At 72.4% G+C, this 16463-nt stretch carries 17 protein-coding genes; 12 read left to right on the top strand and 5 right to left on the bottom strand.

The genetic code is table 11. The features are described 5' to 3' along the window. Positions 1 to 51 precede the first annotated feature (51 nt). Complete coding sequence (fbaA, locus tag JOF41_RS29495; RefSeq protein WP_189226962.1) at positions 52 to 1086, top strand: class II fructose-bisphosphate aldolase; 1035 nt, start codon at positions 52 to 54, stop codon at positions 1084 to 1086. Positions 1087 to 1182: 96 nt separating this feature from the next. Here fbaA and JOF41_RS29490 read toward each other — a convergent pair whose 3' ends face one another. Continuing rightward, positions 1183 to 2325 carry a hypothetical protein gene (locus JOF41_RS29490; RefSeq protein ID WP_189226963.1) on the bottom strand — a complete coding sequence of 381 codons (1143 nt, stop codon included), beginning with the start codon at positions 2323 to 2325 and terminating at the stop codon, positions 1183 to 1185. Between the two features lie 294 nt (positions 2326 to 2619). Between JOF41_RS29490 and JOF41_RS29485 the strand changes: the two genes are divergently transcribed. Continuing rightward, positions 2620 to 3036, top strand: a complete 417-nt coding sequence (locus JOF41_RS29485; RefSeq protein ID WP_209623332.1) for a DUF3151 domain-containing protein — start codon at positions 2620 to 2622, stop codon at positions 3034 to 3036. Between the two features lie 4 nt (positions 3037 to 3040). After that, on the top strand, positions 3041 to 4129 hold the full coding sequence (locus JOF41_RS29480; protein ID WP_209623330.1) for an FUSC family protein: 1089 nt from the start codon (positions 3041 to 3043) through the stop codon (positions 4127 to 4129). On the opposite strand, the gene JOF41_RS29475 is transcribed toward JOF41_RS29480, so the two are convergent. Both JOF41_RS29475 and JOF41_RS29470 read right to left on the bottom strand, forming a co-directional pair. Next, positions 4130 to 4381, bottom strand: a complete 252-nt coding sequence (locus JOF41_RS29475; protein WP_189226966.1) for a hypothetical protein — start codon at positions 4379 to 4381, stop codon at positions 4130 to 4132. 77 nt (positions 4382 to 4458) lie between these two features. Beyond that, positions 4459 to 5130, bottom strand: coding sequence for a hypothetical protein (locus JOF41_RS29470; RefSeq protein ID WP_209623328.1), 672 nt, complete (start codon positions 5128 to 5130; stop codon positions 4459 to 4461). 68 nt (positions 5131 to 5198) lie between these two features. On the opposite strand from JOF41_RS29470, the gene JOF41_RS29465 reads away from it, so the two are divergent. The 6 genes from JOF41_RS29465 to JOF41_RS29445 all read left to right on the top strand — a co-directional run bounded on the left by JOF41_RS29465 (position 5199) and on the right by JOF41_RS29445 (position 10309). Beyond that, positions 5199 to 6488 (top strand): adenylosuccinate synthase, encoded by a 1290-nt coding sequence (locus JOF41_RS29465; RefSeq protein WP_189226968.1) that lies wholly within the window; start codon positions 5199 to 5201, stop codon positions 6486 to 6488. Positions 6489 to 6563: 75 nt separating this feature from the next. Continuing rightward, a complete protein-coding gene (locus JOF41_RS38700) occupies positions 6564 to 6644 on the top strand; it encodes a putative leader peptide (RefSeq protein WP_372448534.1) in 81 nt (26 codons plus the stop codon). Between the two features lie 45 nt (positions 6645 to 6689). After that, positions 6690 to 7514 (top strand): ABC transporter permease, encoded by an 825-nt coding sequence (locus JOF41_RS29460; protein ID WP_189226969.1) that lies wholly within the window; start codon positions 6690 to 6692, stop codon positions 7512 to 7514. Further along, positions 7499 to 8239 (top strand): ABC transporter ATP-binding protein, encoded by a 741-nt coding sequence (locus JOF41_RS29455; protein ID WP_307867563.1) that lies wholly within the window; start codon positions 7499 to 7501, stop codon positions 8237 to 8239. The genes JOF41_RS29460 and JOF41_RS29455 overlap by 16 nt, the downstream gene beginning before the upstream one ends. Then, on the top strand, positions 8223 to 9176 hold the full coding sequence (locus JOF41_RS29450) for an ABC transporter substrate-binding protein (protein ID WP_189226970.1): 954 nt from the start codon (positions 8223 to 8225) through the stop codon (positions 9174 to 9176). The genes JOF41_RS29455 and JOF41_RS29450 overlap by 17 nt, the downstream gene beginning before the upstream one ends. Continuing rightward, positions 9173 to 10309 (top strand): LLM class flavin-dependent oxidoreductase, encoded by a 1137-nt coding sequence (locus JOF41_RS29445; protein WP_189226971.1) that lies wholly within the window; start codon positions 9173 to 9175, stop codon positions 10307 to 10309. The genes JOF41_RS29450 and JOF41_RS29445 overlap by 4 nt, the downstream gene beginning before the upstream one ends. On the opposite strand, the gene JOF41_RS29440 is transcribed toward JOF41_RS29445, so the two are convergent. Beyond that, positions 10298 to 11407, bottom strand: coding sequence for a glycerophosphodiester phosphodiesterase (locus JOF41_RS29440; RefSeq protein WP_209623326.1), 1110 nt, complete (start codon positions 11405 to 11407; stop codon positions 10298 to 10300). The genes JOF41_RS29445 and JOF41_RS29440 overlap by 12 nt on opposite strands. A gap of 113 nt (positions 11408 to 11520) precedes the next feature. Beyond that, complete coding sequence (locus JOF41_RS29435; RefSeq protein ID WP_209623324.1) at positions 11521 to 13074, bottom strand: Na+/H+ antiporter; 1554 nt, start codon at positions 13072 to 13074, stop codon at positions 11521 to 11523. Between the two features lie 28 nt (positions 13075 to 13102). Here JOF41_RS29435 and JOF41_RS29430 point away from each other — a divergent pair, with 28 nt between their 5' ends. The 3 genes from JOF41_RS29430 (at position 13103) to JOF41_RS29420 (ending at position 16436) form a co-directional block, all read left to right on the top strand. Then, positions 13103 to 13366: a UBP-type zinc finger domain-containing protein gene (locus JOF41_RS29430; protein ID WP_189226974.1), complete on the top strand. Its 264-nt coding sequence runs from the start codon at positions 13103 to 13105 to the stop codon at positions 13364 to 13366. A gap of 99 nt (positions 13367 to 13465) precedes the next feature. Beyond that, entirely contained in the window at positions 13466 to 15457 is a 1992-nt protein-coding gene (locus JOF41_RS29425) for a TRAP transporter permease (protein ID WP_189226975.1), read from the top strand. After that, positions 15450 to 16436 carry a TAXI family TRAP transporter solute-binding subunit gene (locus tag JOF41_RS29420; protein WP_209623322.1) on the top strand — a complete coding sequence of 329 codons (987 nt, stop codon included), beginning with the start codon at positions 15450 to 15452 and terminating at the stop codon, positions 16434 to 16436. The genes JOF41_RS29425 and JOF41_RS29420 overlap by 8 nt, the downstream gene beginning before the upstream one ends. Positions 16437 to 16463: the final 27 nt, after the last annotated feature.

Below are 16463 nucleotides of genomic sequence, written 5' to 3'. Positions count from 1 at the left end.
TCGTAGGATGCAGCGGACACGGCGTTCCGGGCACCTGAGGAGGACCTACCGATGCCCATCGCAACCCCCGAGGTCTACGCCGAGATGCTTGACCGGGCCAAGGCGAACGAGTTCGCCTACCCCGCGATCAACGTCACCTCGTCCGAGACGCTCAACGCGGCGCTGCGCGGTTTCGCGGAGGCCGAGAGCGACGGGATCATCCAGGTCTCGACCGGTGGTGCCGAGTTCGCCTCGGGCACCAAGGTCAAGGACATGGTGACCGGCGCGGTCGCGCTGGCCGAGTTCGCGCACGTGGTCGCCGAGAAGTACCCGGTGAACATCGCGCTGCACACCGACCACTGCCCCAAGGACAAGCTCGACGGCTACGTCCGGCCGCTGGTGGCGATCAGCCAGGAGCGGGTGGACCGCGGCCAGAACCCGCTGTTCCAGTCCCACATGTGGGACGGCTCCGCGGTGCCGCTGGACGAGAACCTCAAGATCGCCTCCGAGCTGCTCGACCTCACCGCCAAGGCGCGGATCATCCTGGAGATCGAGGTCGGCGTGGTCGGCGGCGAGGAGGACGGCGTCGCCAACGAGATCAACGACAAGCTCTACACCACGCCCGAGGACTACCTGAAGACGGTGGACGCGCTGGGCGCCGGGGAGAAGGGCCGCTACCTGGTGGCCGCCACCTTCGGCAACGTGCACGGCGTCTACAAGCCGGGCAACGTCAAGCTGCGCCCGGAGATCCTCAAGCAGGGCCAGGACGTGGTGGCCGAGAAGCTGGGCCTCCCGGCAGGCTCCAAGCCGTTCGACCTGGTCTTCCACGGCGGCTCCGGCTCGCTGCTGGAGGAGATCCACGAGGCGGTGTCGTACGGCGTGATCAAGATGAACATCGACACCGACACGCAGTACGCCTTCACCCGCCCCGTCGTGGGCCACATGTTCAGCAACTACGACGGTGTGCTGAAGGTGGACGGCGAGGTCGGCAACAAGAAGGCCTACGACCCGCGCAGCTACCTCAAGGCCGCCGAGCAGGGCATGGCCGCCCGCGTCGCCCAGGCGTGCGAGCACCTGAAGTCCTCCGGCCGCATGATCGCCGGGTAGTAGGAACAGGCACCGAAAAGACCACCGGGTGGTACTTGCCGACGCTCCAGGGCGTCGGCAAGTACCACCCGGTGGCGTTTCGCGGGCAGGTTTCTACTACCGGGTGCCACTGACGGGCGACGGCGCGAGAGCGGGGAGGAGCGCCGTGCCGCGGCGGCGCAGGGCCACGTCGGCGGCCGTCCACAGCACGGCCAGCGCCAGGAAGGTGGCGCCCGCCGAGGCGTAGGAGATCGGCGGGGCGGACAGCCACTCCTGCTGCGCCCAGATCCCGCCGTAGCCAAGGCCGGTCACCGCGGCCGAGCCCAGCACGGCGGCCACCGGCGCGGGCACCCGGCCCAGCAGCGCCACGTCCACCGCCACGCCGGTCAGCAGCAGGAACAGCGGCACCGCGGACAGCGGGAAGTCCACGCCCGCCAGCAGCGGCCAGATCAGGCAGCGGTAGGCCACGTAGCCCCCGGCGATCGCGGTGGCCGCCCACCGCCTGCCGATCATCCGCCGGGCCGCGACGAGCACCAGCGCCGCGGTGACCAGCCCCCACACCGGGTAGACCCAGTCCTGGATGGGCAGCGCGAACCGCACCACCGCCTCGCGGTCCACCGGCCTGCCGATCTGGTCGGCGGCGAACTGGAGCAGGATCGGCTCGGCGTACGGGTCGCCGCGGTCCCACGAGGCGATCTCCAGCACCCCGTACTCCTGGTGCTGGTTGGGGAACCAGGTGTTCTCCAGGAAGAAGAACCACAGCGCGGCCAGGCCGGGCACCCGCCACCGGTCGGCGACCGGGTAGTGCTGCCGCCAGCCGAGGATCGCGCCCGCCAGCATGATCGCGGTGCCCAGGTAGAGCAGCGCGTGCGAGCCGCTCCACGAGGTGATGTCCAGGCCGTTGACCCGGTGGTTGATCAGGTCGATCGGCAGGGCGACCAGGAAGATCCCGGTGCCCCACTGCATCAGCCGCAGCGCGCGGCGGTCGGCGCCGTAGCCGGTGTAGGTGTGGAACAGGGTCAGCGCCACGACCAGGACCGTGCCCACCGTGTTGATCATGTGCGGTGGCGCCAGCTCGTCGCGCAGCCACTTGAAGTGCCAGGCCACGTCCCAGGACGAGCCGATCAGCTTCAGCAGCAGGCCGAGCAGCCACAGCCGGTACAGCGCCGCGGCCAGCGGCGGCGGCGTCTCCCGCCCCGCCTCGCCGCGCTCCCAGTACTGGTCGCGGAACCGCCTGATGTGCATGGCCCCCGTTTTCACCCGCTCATGATGCGTCCCGTTTGGGGGAACCGGAAGGGTGCCCGACCCTGGGATGCGTCGGAAAGTCCCCTAGGGGAACGCCCTGAGCTGCTATTTCGAGATTCACCCAGGCGAACGGGTGATGTTCATTGCTCCGGGTGGTCCAAGAAGGCAGGGTGCGTCGCTGAGAGTTCGCTGAGAACACGGCTGGAGGTCGTCGCGTGGTGGGCAGCAGGCTGGTGGCCGGGATCGTGGTGACGGCGATGGTGCTGGCGCTGGTCGCAGCGGTCGCGCGGATGTTCCTAAGCTGATCGCATGAGCTTGAACGACAACCTGCTCGGCCCCGACCCGACGCTGCTGCCCGACCGCCCCGAGGCGCAGGCCGCCGCCGACGCGGGCACCGACCCGGCCAAGATCGTCCGCGCCTACCCGGACTTCAGCGAGGCGTGGGCGCTGCTGGCCGAACGCGCGCTGCAGTCGGGCGACCCGGTCGCGGGCTACGCCTACGCGCGCACCGGCTACCACCGGGGGCTGGACCAGCTGCGCAGGGCGGGCTGGAAGGGCTTCGGCCCGGTGCCCTGGTCGCACCGCCCCAACCAGGGCTTCCTGCGCGCGCTGGCCGCGCTGGCCCGCGCCGCCGACGAGATCGGCGAGACCGACGAGCACGAGCGCTGCAGGAAGTTCCTGGCCGACAGCGACCCGGCCGCGCCCGCCGCGCTCGGCCTGGCCTGACCGGGTGGGCGCGGTCCGCGACGAGCTGGCCCGCAGGCTGAAGCGGTGGCGCAGCACCGCGCTGCCCATCGTCCAGGCCGCCCTGGGGGCGGGCCTGGCGTGGCTGGTGGCCACCGACCTGGTCGGCCACGCTCGTCCGTTCTTCGCCCCCATCGCCGCCGTCGTCTGCCTCGGCGTCTCGCTGGGGCAGCGGCTGCGGCGCGTGGTGGAGCTGGTGGTCGGAGTGGTGGTCGGCATCGGCGTCGGCGACCTGCTGATCTCCCGGATCGGCTCGGGGCCGTGGCAGATCGCCCTGGTGGTGGCGCTGGCCATGTCGGCGGCGGTGCTGCTGGACAGCGGCGCGGTGATCGCGCTGCAGTCCGCGTCCTCGGCGGTGCTGGTGGCCACGCTGCTGCCGCCCGGCGGGGGCGGCGAGCTGGACCGCATGGTCGACGCGCTGGTCGGCGGGCTGGTGGGGCTGGTGGTCACCGCGCTGCTGCCCGCCAACCCGCTGACCGTGGCGCAGCGGCAGGCCAAGGTGGTGCTGGGCGAGCTGACCACCGCGCTGCGCGGGGTGGCCACCGCGATCGCCGAGAACGACAGCGTGCAGGCGGCGGGCGTGCTGGCCCGGCTGCGCGACAGCCAGGAAGCGATCGACGAGTTCCGCTCCGCGCTGCAGACCGGCGGGGAGATCGCCGCCATCGCGCCGATCCGGTGGCGGCGGCGCGACGAGCTCAAGCGCTACGCGACCACCGCCGTGCCGGTGGACTTCGCCCTGCGCAACACCCGCGTGCTGACCCGGCGGGCGTTGACCGCGCTGCACGACGGCGAGCGGATGCCCGACGCCCTGCCCGAGCTGCTGCGCAGCTACGCCGACGCGGTGGACGTGCTGCGCACCGAGCTGGGCCGGGGGCAGGAGCCCCGGCAGGCGCGGGCGGCGATCCGGGACGCGGCGGCCGCCGCCACCCCGCAGCGGCTGGGCGGCGACGGGTTCTCCACCAGGGTGGTGCTGGCGCAGGTCCGGTCGGTGGCGGTGGACCTGCTCCAGGCCACCGGGCTGACCCGCGCGGAGGCGGCGCAGGCGCTGCCCCCGGTCAACCGCAAGGCGTCCTGATCACCCCTCCGGGCGGTTGAGCACGCCGAGCAGCAGCGCGTGCACCGGCTCGTGGTCCTCCGGGGCCACGAGCGCGCACGCGCCGCCGGTCACCCGGTACCACTCGTCCGCGCCCTCGTAGCGCACCCAGGCGGTGAGCACGCACTCCTCGTCGACGGTGGTGCGCAGCTCCAGCGCCCCGGTGACCACGCCGACCTCGTCGGTCATGACGCCGCCCGGTCCGGCCGTGAAGGGCGACGAGTGTTCGGCCATCAGCACCTCCTCACCCTGTCGTGCGACGGTCTTCTCCGCGAGGGGTGCGGCCAAACCCGCCTCAGGCCGAACGCGCCTCAGGCCAGGCCGCGGACCAGCCGCAGGTCCTCGGTGTGCCGGTACCAGGTCCACTTGCCCATCGGCCGGGGGTGCGCGTGGCCGTCGGAGGTCACCTCGACCGGCAGGCAGCCCAGCTGGAACGCCCGCCCGGCGGTGACCTCGACCTTCCGGCGCAGCAGCCGCTTCTGGATCACCCGCACGACCAGGCCGAGGCCGCCGTCGGGGTCCGGGGTCACCTCCAGGCGGCCCGCCTGGCCGCGCAGCACCACGGTGTCGTCGCAGTAGCCGACCCCGCGCACCGGCCCCAGCGAGCCCAGCCCGACCAGCACGCCGCCCACGTCGTCGCGCACCAGCGGCACCCGGTCGGCCTCGCCGGAGCGGGCGAGGTCGAGGGCGTGGCCGGGATCGGTGGGCAGCCCCCAGAGCCGGGCCACCTCCGAGCGCGGTTCCACCGGCACGTAGCCCACCGCCACCTCGGTCAGGCGGTCGGTGCGCAGCAGGCGCAGCACCACCGCGTTGAGGTCCGCGTCGGTGCCCACGACGACGAGACGTCCATCACCCACATCGGTCAGAACCGGGTCGACCTCGGCCTTTCCGGGACGTGGGGGCACGGTCCGCACCGCAAAACCGTCACCCTCGGTGATCAATGGCGACTGCGAGTTTCCGCAGGCCAACACGATTCCGCGCACCTTCATCTCCTGGTCTACCCTCAAGCACCGGCATTCGCTCTTACCCGTCCAACCGCTTGGAGTTTCACATGCCGGCCGTAGTGCTGATCGGTGCCCAGTGGGGCGATGAGGGCAAGGGCAAGGCCACAGACCTGCTCGGTGAGCGCGTCCAGTGGGTGGTGCGCTACCAGGGCGGCAACAACGCCGGGCACACCGTGGTGCTGCCCGACGGCAAGAAGTTCGCCCTGCACCTGATCCCCTCGGGCATCCTCACCCCCGGCGTCACCAGCGTCATCGGCAACGGCGTCGTGGTGGACCCCGGCGTGCTGCTGGAGGAGCTGGACGGCCTGGAGCGGCAGGGCGTGGACACCAGCGGCCTGCTCGTCTCCGCCGACGCGCACCTGATCATGCCCTACCACGTGGCGATCGATAAGGTCACCGAGCGGTACCTGGGCAAGGCCAAGATCGGCACCACCGGCCGCGGCATCGGCCCCTGCTACCAGGACAAGATCGCCCGCGTCGGGGTGCGCGCCCAGGACCTGCTGGACGAGAAGATCCTGCGGCAGAAGGTGGAGGCCGCGCTGGACTTCAAGAACCAGGTGCTGGTCAAGGTCTACAACCGCAAGGCGCTGGACCCCGACCAGGTGGTGGACACCGTGCTGGAGCACGGCGCCAAGTTCGCCTCGCGCATCGCCGACACCCGGCTGCTGCTCAACCAGGCGCTGGAGCGCGGCGAGACGGTGCTGCTGGAGGGCTCGCAGGGCACCCTGCTCGACGTCGACCACGGCACCTACCCGTTCGTCACCTCGTCGAACCCCACCTCGGGCGGCGCCAGCGCGGGCTCGGGCATCGGCCCCACCCGGATCACCACGGTGATCGGCATCCTCAAGGCGTACACCACCCGCGTGGGCTCGGGCCCGTTCCCGACCGAGCTGCACGACGACATGGGCGAGCACCTGCGCAAGACCGGCGGCGAGTTCGGCGTGACCACCGGCCGCTCGCGGCGCACCGGCTGGTTCGACGCGGTGATCGCCCGCTACGCGGCGCGGGTCAACGGCATCACCGACTACTTCCTGACCAAGCTGGACGTGCTGTCCGGCCTGGAGAAGGTGCCGGTGTGCGTGGGCTACGAGATCGACGGCACGCGCGTGGACGACATGCCGATGACGCAGACCGACGTGCACCACGCCGTGCCGGTGTACGAGGAGCTGCCGGGCTGGTTCGAGGACATCAGCGAGTGCCGCACCTTCGAGGAGCTGCCCGCCAACGCCCAGGCCTACGTCCGGCACCTGGAGGAGATCTCCGGGGCGCGGATGTCCGCCATCGGCGTCGGTCCGGGCCGCGACCAGACCATCGTGCGCCACGACATGCTCGGCTGAAATATCGCTGACCGATAGATTGTCAGCATTCGGGAACCGTTGACTTCCCCCAGCGGGGCACCAAAACTCAGGCTCATGAGTGAGCGCGAAACCCTCGTCGCTCGCCTGCACGTCGACCTCCGGCGGCAGGCGAGCGCGATCTGTCGCACGCGCTGATCCACCGCTCTCACCCCCTGTTTCCGGTGTCCGCTGGGAGAAATCGTGTCGATTTCCACCGCGGGTGTTGTCGCGCGCCCAGAATCGCTCACGCCGACGCGCGCACCCGCAGCCAAGAAACGAAGAGCCCCCGATCTCCGCCGCTGGATCAGCCCCATCGGGCTGGTGCTGCTGTGGCAGGCGGCGAGCAGCACGGGCGTGCTGCCCGAGGACAAGCTCGCCTCGCCGCTGACCGTCTTCGCCACCGCCTACGACCTGATCGCCGACGGCCAGTTGACCGACGCCTTCCTGGTGTCGCTGGGCCGGGTGGCGGTCGGCTTCCTGATCGGCGCCGCCGTCGGCGGCGCGCTGGGCCTGGTGTCCGGCCTGTCCCGGTGGGGCGAGCGGCTGCTCGACCCGCCGGTGCAGATGCTGCGCACGCTGCCCCACCTGGGCCTGATCCCGCTGTTCATCCTGTGGTTCGGCATCGGCGAGGAGCCCAAGCTCGCGCTGGTGGCGGCCGGCGTGGCGTTCCCGCTGTACCTGAACCTGCACTCCGGCATCCGGCAGACCGACCCCGCGCTGCTGGAGGCCGTGCGGGTGCTGGGGTTCAGCCGGGTCGAGCGGGTGGTGCACGTGGTGCTGCCCTCGGCGGTGCCGCAGACCCTGGTCGGGCTGCGCATCGCGCTGGGCACGGCGTGGCTGTCGCTGATCGTCGGCGAGCAGGTCAACGCCGACGCGGGCATCGGCTACCTGATCAACAACGCGCGCGAGTTCCTGCGCACCGACATCGTCGTGGTCGGCCTGCTGGTCTACGCCCTGCTCGGGCTGACCACCGACGCGCTGGTCCGCGCCCTGGAGAGGAGGGTGCTGCGGTGGCGAACCCGGTGAGGAGCGCGGCGGAGAACGCGGTGAGCACGAAGGGGCTGGTCAAGGAGTTCGGCTCGCGGCGGGTGCTCGACGGGCTGGACCTGGAGGTGCGGGCGGGCGAGTTCGTGGCGCTGCTGGGTCGCAGCGGCTGCGGCAAGTCCACGCTGCTGCGCGTCCTGGCGGGCCTGGACACCGAGGTGGGCGGCGAGTTCTCCGTCCCCGGCACGGTCTCGGTCGCCTTCCAGCAGCCCAGGCTGCTGCCGTGGCGCAAGGTGTGGCGCAACGTCTCCCTGGGGCTCAAGGGAGTCGACCGCCCGAAGAACTGGCAGCGCGCGGTCGCCGAGAAGGCGCTGGCCGAGGTGCGGCTGGCCGACCACGCCGACGCCTGGCCGCTGACCCTGTCCGGCGGCGAGGCGCAGCGGGTGTCGCTGGCGCGGGCGCTGGTGCGCGAACCCGACCTGCTGCTGCTGGACGAGCCGTTCGGCGCGCTGGACGCGCTGACCCGCGCGGCCATGCACCGGCTGGTGGAGCAGCTGTGGCGGGAGCACCGACCGGCGGTGCTGTTCGTGACCCACGACGTGGACGAGGCCCTGCTGCTGGCCGACCGCGTCCTGGTGCTCGACACCGGGCGGATCGTCGCCGAGCACGTCGTGGACCAGCCGCGCCCGCGGCGGCGGAAGTCCTTGGTGGACCTGCGGGGCAAGGTGCTGTCGGACCTGGGAGTGGACGATGCCGAAGCTGCTTAGCGCACTGGTCGCGGCGACCCTGGTGCTGACCGGGTGCGGCGCGGCGGCGCAGGAGTCCGGTGGCGCGGTCGTGCTGAAGGTCGGCGACCAGAAGGGCGGCTCCAAGTCGCTGCTGACCGCCGCCGGCCTGCTGGAGGACTTCCCCTACGAGATCGAGTGGTCGACGTTCACCTCGGGGCCGCCGCTGCTGGAGGCGGCGTCGGCGGGCGCGATCGACGTCGGCGGCGTCGGCAACACGCCGCCGATCTTCGCCGCCGCCGCCAACGCCCGGATCGCCGCGGTCTACGTGGCCAAGGGCAACGTGGAGAGCGACACGATCCTGGTGCCGCCCGACTCGCCGCTGAAGGAGGTGGCCGACCTCAGGGGCAGGAGCATCGCCGTGGCCAAGGGCAGCTCCGCGCACGGCCAGGTGCTGCTGACGCTGCACGCGGCAGGTCTGTCCACGAAGGACGTCACGCTGAACTTCCTCCAGCCCGCCGACGCCTACTCGGCGTTCACCCAGAAGCGGGTGGACGCGTGGGCGGTGTGGGACCCCTACACCTCGCAGGCCGAGCAGGAGGCGGGCGCCCGCGTGCTCACCGACGGCCGGGGCAAGTCCAACGGCTACACCTTCCAGGTGGCGGGCCGGGCAGCCCTGGACGACGCGGGCAAGAGCGCGGCGATCAAGGAGTTCCTGATCCGCGTGAGCAAAGCGCAGCGCTGGGCCGACACCCACCGCGAGGAGTGGGCCCAGACCTGGGCCGCCGAGACCGGGTTGAAGCTCGACGTGGCCCGCGCGTCCGTGGCGCGCGGCCCCGACCTGCCCACCGCGCTCGACGACGCGGTGGTCGCGTCGGAGCAGGAGCTGGCCGACGCGTTCACGCGGGACGGGGCGCTGCCGGGCAGGGTCGACTTCGCCGAGTTCGTGGACACCCGCTTCCAGGGAGACCTCTCATGAGCGTCGTGACGCACTGGTTCCTGCCCACCTCCGGCGACGGCCGGACCGTCGTGGAGCGGTTCCACGCCAACAAGTCCCAGGGCGCGCCCGCGCAGCGCGACCCGGACATCGACTACCTGGCCGAGATCGCCCAGGCCGCCGAGCGCAACGGCTTCCACGGCGTGCTCACCCCCACCGGCACGTGGTGCGAGGACGCCTGGCTGACCACCGCCGCGCTGATCGCCCGCACCCGGCGGCTGAAGTTCCTGGTGGCGTTCCGGCCCGGCGTCATCTCGCCGACCCTGGCCGCCCAGATGGCCTCCACCTACCAGCGGATCTCGCGGGGCAGGCTGCTGCTCAACGTGGTCACCGGCGGCGACGAGGTCGAGCAGCGCCGGTTCGGCGACTGGCTCGACCACGACCAGCGTTACGCCCGCACCGACGAGTTCCTGCACGTCGTGCGCGCGGTCTGGTCCGGCACGCCGGTGGACTTCACGGGCGAGCACTACCGGGTTGAGGGCGCGACCGCGCTGGCCGCCCCCGACCCGGTGCCGCCGATCTACTTCGGCGGCTCGTCCCCGGCCGCCCTGCCGGTCGCGGCCCGCCGCGCGGACGTCTACCTGACCTGGGGCGAACCCCCGGCGCAGGTGGCGGAGAAGATCGCGCGGGTGCGCGAGCTGGCGGGCGACCGCCCGATCCGGTTCGGCATCCGGCTGCACACCATCAGCCGGGACACCTCGGCCGAGGCGTGGGCGGAGGCGGCCAAGCTGCTCGACGCGCTGCACCCGGAGCAGGTGCGCAAGGCGCAGGAGCAGCTGCGGCAGAGCCAGTCCACCGGCCAGCAGCGGATGCTGGCCCTGCACGGCGGCGACCTCAGCCGGGGCGTGCGCGGGCTGGAGGTGCACCCCGGCCTGTGGGCCGGGATCGGCCTGGTGCGCGGCGGCGCGGGCACCGCGCTGGTGGGCAGCCACGCCGAGGTCGCCGACCTGGTCGAGGAGTACCACGCGCTGGGCGTGGAGGAGTTCGTGCTCTCCGGCTACCCGCACCTGGAGGAGGCGTACTGGTTCGGCGAGGGCGTGCGGCCGGAGCTGGCCCGGCGCGGCCTGCTGGCGGAGCCGCAGGCCGCGCCCGAGGAGCTGGTCTCAGCGCGCTGAGCGCGCCTCCACCGCGGTGTCCGGGTTGTCGGCGAACACGCCGTCCAGCCCGGTCGCGAAGAACACCTCGTACTCGGCGAAGGCCCGGCCGTACGCGGCCGGGTCGGTCGAGCCGCGGAAGTCGGCGGGCAGGAAGGTGTTCTCGTTGCGGAACGTCCACGCGTGCACGACCAGGCCGCGCGCGTGGGCGTCGCGCACCACCGAGGTCGGCTGCCGCAGGCGGCCCGCCTCGTCGCGCGGGATGATCACGTTCTTGGCCAGCCCGACGCCCGCCGCGTACCCCGCGATCTCCTTGAGCCCGGCCGGGGTGACCAGGTCGCGGTAGGTGCGCTTGTCACCGGCCTTGACGAAGTCGTAGGGCGCGCCGGAGGCGTCGACGAGCTGCACCAGCGGCACGCGCAGCCGGTCCTTCAACGACTTCAGGTTGGCGACCTCGAAGGACTGCACGAACACGTTGGCGTCGCGCCGGTTGAGGCCGTTGCGGTTGAGCACCTCGACCAGCTTGGGCTCCAGCGCCAGGCCGATGTCCTGGAAGTAGGTGGGGTGCTTGGTCTCCGGGTAGACGCCGATGTCGCGGCCCAGCTCGCGCGACAACCTGCGGCTGAGGTCGATGACCTCCTGCAGCGTCGGCACCTCGTAGCGGCCGTCGTAGAGGCTGTTGCGGGGCCGGATCTCCGGGATGCGCTCCTTGGCGCGCAACGTCTTCAGCTCGGCGAGGGTGAAGTCCTCGGTGAACCAGCCGGTGATGGGGGCGCCGTCCACGACCTTGGTGGTCCTGCGGGAGGCGAACTCCGGGCGCGCGGCCACGTCGGTGGTGCCGCCGATCTCGTTCTCGTGCCGGGCGACCAGCGCGCCGTCCTTGGTGGGCACCAGGTCGGGCTCGATGTAGTCCGCGCCCATCCGCGCGGCCAGCTCGTACGCCGCGAGCGTGTGCTCGGGCCGGTAGCCCGACGCGCCCCGGTGCCCGATGACCAGCGGCCCCTTCGGCTTGTGGGCCTTGGCCCCGGCGTCACCGGCCGCCGAAGCCGAGGGCAGCAGCACCGCCCCGGCCACCGCCAGCGCCGCGAGCGCCGCCCCGACGATCCTCGTCCGCACCATCGTCGCCTCCTCAGTAGCGAACAGACGCGCGGCAGCCTCGTCGCGCACCGCGACGTCCCGGCCACCGTAGGGCGAACCGGGGACTGCGGAGAAGTGAACGGTGCGCTGGAGAGCTACTCGCGGGACAGCGCGGCCTCCTCCAGGTCCAGCTCGCGCAGCACGCGGACCAGCACCTCGTCGTCGATGCGGCCCTCGTCCCGAGCCTCGACGAACACCGCGCGCTCGGCTTCGAGCATGGTGCGCCGCAACCGCCGGTAGGCGGCGGCCGGGCTCTCCCGCTCCTGCCGCCCCAACCGCTCCCACGCCGCGTTGCCCCGGTGCTCGGCGATGATCCGCAGCCGCTCCACGATGTGCTCGGGGGTCCCGTCCCCCTCCTCGACCAGCGAGTCCAGCCGCTGCACGGCGGCCTGCGCGGCGGCGTGCTGCACCTGCGCCTCGGCCAGCGCGTCGGTGCGCTCCTCGTCGCCGCGGAAGCCCAGCTTGCGGATCACCCACGGCAGCGTCAGACCTTGCAGCAGCAGCGTGCCGACGGTGACCACGAAGGCGCAGAACACGATCACGTCCCGGCCGGGCAGGTCCAGCGGCAGCGCGGAGGCCGCGGCCAGCGACACCACCCCGCGCATCCCGGCCCAGGAGATCACCGTGGTGCCGCGCCACCCCGGCGACGGCTCCCGCTCCCGGATGCGCTTGAACAGCAACCGGGGCAGGTAGGCCGCCGGGTACATCCACAGGAACCGCACCGCGATGGTCGCCGCGAGCACCGCCAGCGCCGCCCACACCAGCCCGGAGGTGATCTGCACGGCGTGCGCGGTGGTCTTGAGCTGCAAGCCGATCAGCGCGAACACGAACGACTCCAGCAGCACGTCCACCGCCCGCCACACGGCGGTGTCCTGCAACCGCGTGTAGTACGAGGTGCGCGGCGAGTTGTGCCCGATGTAGAGGCCGGCGACCACCACGGCCAGCACGCCGGACGCGCCGAACTCCTCGGCCAGCAGGTACGCGCCGAACGGCACCAGCAGGCCCAGCGCGCTCTCCAGCACGCCGTCGCCCAGCCGCAGCCGGATCGCCTGCACGGCCACGCCCACGACCAGCCCGACCAGCGCGCCGCCGCCCGCCGCCACCGCGAACGTCCAGGCGCTGCCGCCCCACGACGCGGTCGCGCCCAGCGTGGCGGCCACCGCGACCTTGTAGGCGGTCAGCGCGGTGGCGTCGTTGATCAGGCTCTCGCCGGTCAGCAGCGTCATGGTGCGGCGCGGCAGGTTCAGCCTGCGGCCGATGGCCACCGCGGCCACCGCGTCCGGCGGCGCGACCACCGCGCCCAGCACCAGCGCGGCGGGCACCGACAGACCCGGCAGCACCGCGTGCGCGACCAGGCCGACGGCGACCGTGGTGGCCAGCACCAGCCCCACCGCGAGCAGCCCGATGGGCCGCAGGTTGGCCTTGAAGTTGTGGTAGGAGCTGTCCAGCGCGGCCGAGTACAGCAGCGGCGGCAGCACCAGGACCAGGATCAGCTCCGGTTCCAGGGCGAACTCGGGCAGGCCGGGCAGGAAGGAGACCGCCAGGCCCACGCCGACCAGCACCAGCGGGGCCGACCAGTTCAACCGCCGGGCCACGGCGGTGACCAGGAGGGCGCCGAGCAGCAACAGCAGCAGTTCCGGTCCGTGCATGGGGCAATCTTGCGCCACGATGGTCGCCATGACCTGCCCCCACACCGCCGACCTGCCCGCCACCGAGGTCGCCCCGGACAGCGCCGAGGGGTGCGCGGACTGCCTGGCGCTCGGCGAGCACAACTGGTCCCACCTGCGCAAGTGCCTGACCTGCGGGCACGTGGCCTGCTGCGACTCCAGCCCGCGCAGGCACGCCACCGCGCACTTCCAGGCCACCGAGCACCCGGTGATGCGCTCGGTGGAGCCGGGCGAGCAGTGGCGCTGGTGCTACCTGGACGACCGCATCGTGTGAGGTCTTTACAGTCCCTTTAGAAAGTCGGGCTACCCCTGTGACCGGCGGCACAACTAGCGTCCTGCTCACCTGATCAACGCCGCACGAGGAGGTGCGCGGGTGAGCAGTCCGACCAGACCACCGGAGCCGGTCCTGGGCCGTGAGGCCGACGTCGCCGAGCTGATCGCCGAGTACGACGAGGAACGCCCGTCGCGGCGGCTGTCGCGCCGCTGGGAGCTGGGCGTGTGGGCGGCCTGCCTGGCGGTCGCCGCCCTCGTGCTCAAGCAGGTGTTCTTCCCGTTCGCCCAGGGCAACCAGTTCTACCTGGTGGTCTTCCTCGCCACGACGCTGCCGCTGGTGTTCCTGTGCTACCGGCCGCGCCGCGGCGCCGCCGACGACCCCGGCCCGCTGGACTGGGCGCTGGCCGCGCTGGCCCTGGCGGTCGCCTGCTACCCGCTGCTCGGCGGCTTCGACGCCTTCCTCGACCGGCAGGGCCAGCTCACCCCGCTCGACGTGACCGCCGGGGCGGTGCTGCTGGTCCTGGTGCTGGAAGCGGCCCGGCGCACCACCGGCCTGGTGCTGCCCGTCGTGTGCCTGGCGTTCGTGGCGTTCGCCTACTACGGCGGCTACCTGCCGCCGAGCTGGGCCATCGCGCACGCGGGGGTGGACTTCAGCCAGATCATCAACGGCTTCTTCAACGACGCCACCGGCTTCTACGGCACCCCGCTGGACGTCGCCGCCACCTACATCGTGCTGTTCACCATCTACGGCGCGGTGCTCAACGCCTCCGGCGCGGGCGCGTTCTTCGTGGACTTCAGCTTCGCCGCGTTCCGCCGCTCGCGCACCGCGCCCGGCCGCACCGCCGCCACCGCCGGGTTCCTGCTCGGCACGGTCTCCGGCTCCGGCACCGCCACTGCGGTCAGCCTCGGCGCGGTGGCCTGGCCGGTGCTGCGCAAGGCGGGCTACCCCAGGGAGAGCGCGGGCGGCCTGCTCGCCGCGTCCGGCATCGGCGCCATCCTGTCCCCGCCCACGCTGGGCGCGGCGGCGTTCATCATCGCCGAGTACCTGGAGACCTCCTACTTCCAGGTGCTGCTGTGGGCGCTGCTGCCGACCCTGCTCTACTACCTGGGCATCGCGCTGGCCGTGGAGGTCGACGCGCGCAAGTTCGGCGCCAAGCCGGTGGAGGTCGACGCGCCCGGCGCGTGGACCGTGCTCAAGCGCGGCGGCTACCACTTCCTGTCCCTGGCGGTGATCGTCGCCTTCCTGGCGATGGACATCCCGGTGCAGTCCGCCGTCGTCTACGCCACCGGCATCGCCGCCCTGTTCGCCCTGCTCGCCCACCGCGACGACCCGCGCGGCTGGCTCAAGCTGGTCGCCGACTCGCTGTCCTCGGGCGTGCGCGGGGCGCTGCCGGTGATCGCGGTGTGCGCGGCGGCGGGCGTGATCACCTCCACCATCACCAAGACCGGACTGGGGCAGGAACTGGCCTCGGCGCTGGTCGACCTGGCCTCGGCGGTGTCGTCCAACCCCGTGGTGGTGCTGGGCGTGACCGCCGTGCTGGCCGCGCTCGCGGTGAGCGTCCTCGGCCTGGCCGTGCCGGTCACCGCGTCGTTCATCATCTCGTGGGTCGTGATCGGACCCGCGCTGGTCGAGCTGGGCGTGGCCCCCGCCGAAGCGGCCATGTTCATCTTCTACTACGCGGTGCTGTCCGAGGTGACCCCGCCGACCGCGCTGGCCGCCGTCGCCGCGGCGGCCATCACCGGCGGCGACGTGGTCAAGACGATGTGGCGCACGTGGAAGTACACGCTGCCCGCGTTCCTCGTGCCGCTGGCGTTCGTGCTCACCGACAACGGCGCGGCACTGCTGCTGCGGGCGCCCCTGACGGACGTGCTGTGGGTGTTCGCCGCGTCCGCGCTGGGCGTGGCCGCGCTGGCCGTGGTCACCGGCGGCTGGATCGTCCGCCGCGCGGGCTGGGTGGAGCGCGCCCTGTGCGTGCCCGCCGCGCTCGCGCTGCTCTACCTGCAACCGGTCGCCGTGGCCGTGGGAGCGGGCTTCCTGCTCCTCGCGGTGGCCGCGCACCTGGTCTTGAGGAGGAGGGATCACCATGCGTAACTGGCAGAAGGTCGCCGCGGCGGCGCTCGCGGTCGGACTGGTCGCCACCGGGTGCGGCGGCAAGCGCACCACGTCCGAAGCGGGCGGGGGCGGCAGCGCGGCGTGCGAGGCGGGCGACGGGCGGATCACCATCGCCACCGGCAACTCCGGCGGCGTCTACTACGTCATGGGCGGCGGCCTGGCCAAGCTGATCAGCGACAACACCAAGCTCAAGGCCACCGCGGCGGAGACCGGCGCGTCGGTGCAGAACATCCAGCAGCTCGTCGCGGGCGACTACGACATGGCGTTCTCGCTGGCCGACACCGCCGCCGACGCCGTCGCGGGCAAGGGCGCCTTCGACGGCAAGCCGCAGAAGGTCAAGGCGCTGACCCGGCTCTACCCCAACTACACGCAGGTGCTGGTGCGGACGGGCAGCGGCATCGAGTCCATCCGGGACATGAAGGGCAAGCGGATCTCCACCGGCTCCCCCAAGTCCGGCACCGAGGTCATCGCCCACCGGCTGCTGGAAGCCGCCGGACTCGACCCCGAGACCGACGTGCAGGCGCAGCGGCTCGACCTGGCCAAGACCGCCGACGGCATGAAGGACGGCAGCCTCGACGGCCTGGTCTGGTCCGGCGGCCTGCCCACCGCGCAGATCACCGACATCACCACCTCGCTCAAGGGCGAGGTGAAGTTCATCGACATCACCCCGCAGCTCGGCGCGCTGAAGGAGGTCAACCCCGTCTACGACCAGGGCACCATCCCCGCCGCCACCTACGGCCAGCCCGCCGACACCCCCACCGTCGTGGTGCCCAACGTGCTGCTGGTGCGCGACGACTTCCCCGAAGGCGACGCCTGCGCGGTGACCAAGCTGATCCACGACAAGAAGGCCGACCTGGAGCGCGTGCACCCGGCCGCCCGCGACATCCTGCGCGAGCAGGCCGACAGGACCGATCCGGTGCCCGTGCACCCCGGATCGGAGGACGCCCTGGGCGGATGAGCGCCCCGGTCATCTAGGCTGGCCCAC

Origin of the sequence: Saccharothrix coeruleofusca (genome assembly GCF_017876325.1) — a bacterium.
Classification (GTDB): Bacteria; Actinomycetota; Actinomycetes; order Mycobacteriales; family Pseudonocardiaceae; genus Actinosynnema; species Actinosynnema coeruleofuscum.
The sequence above is the reverse complement of the archived record's forward strand: the minus strand, read 5'-3'. Positions and strand labels throughout refer to the sequence as shown.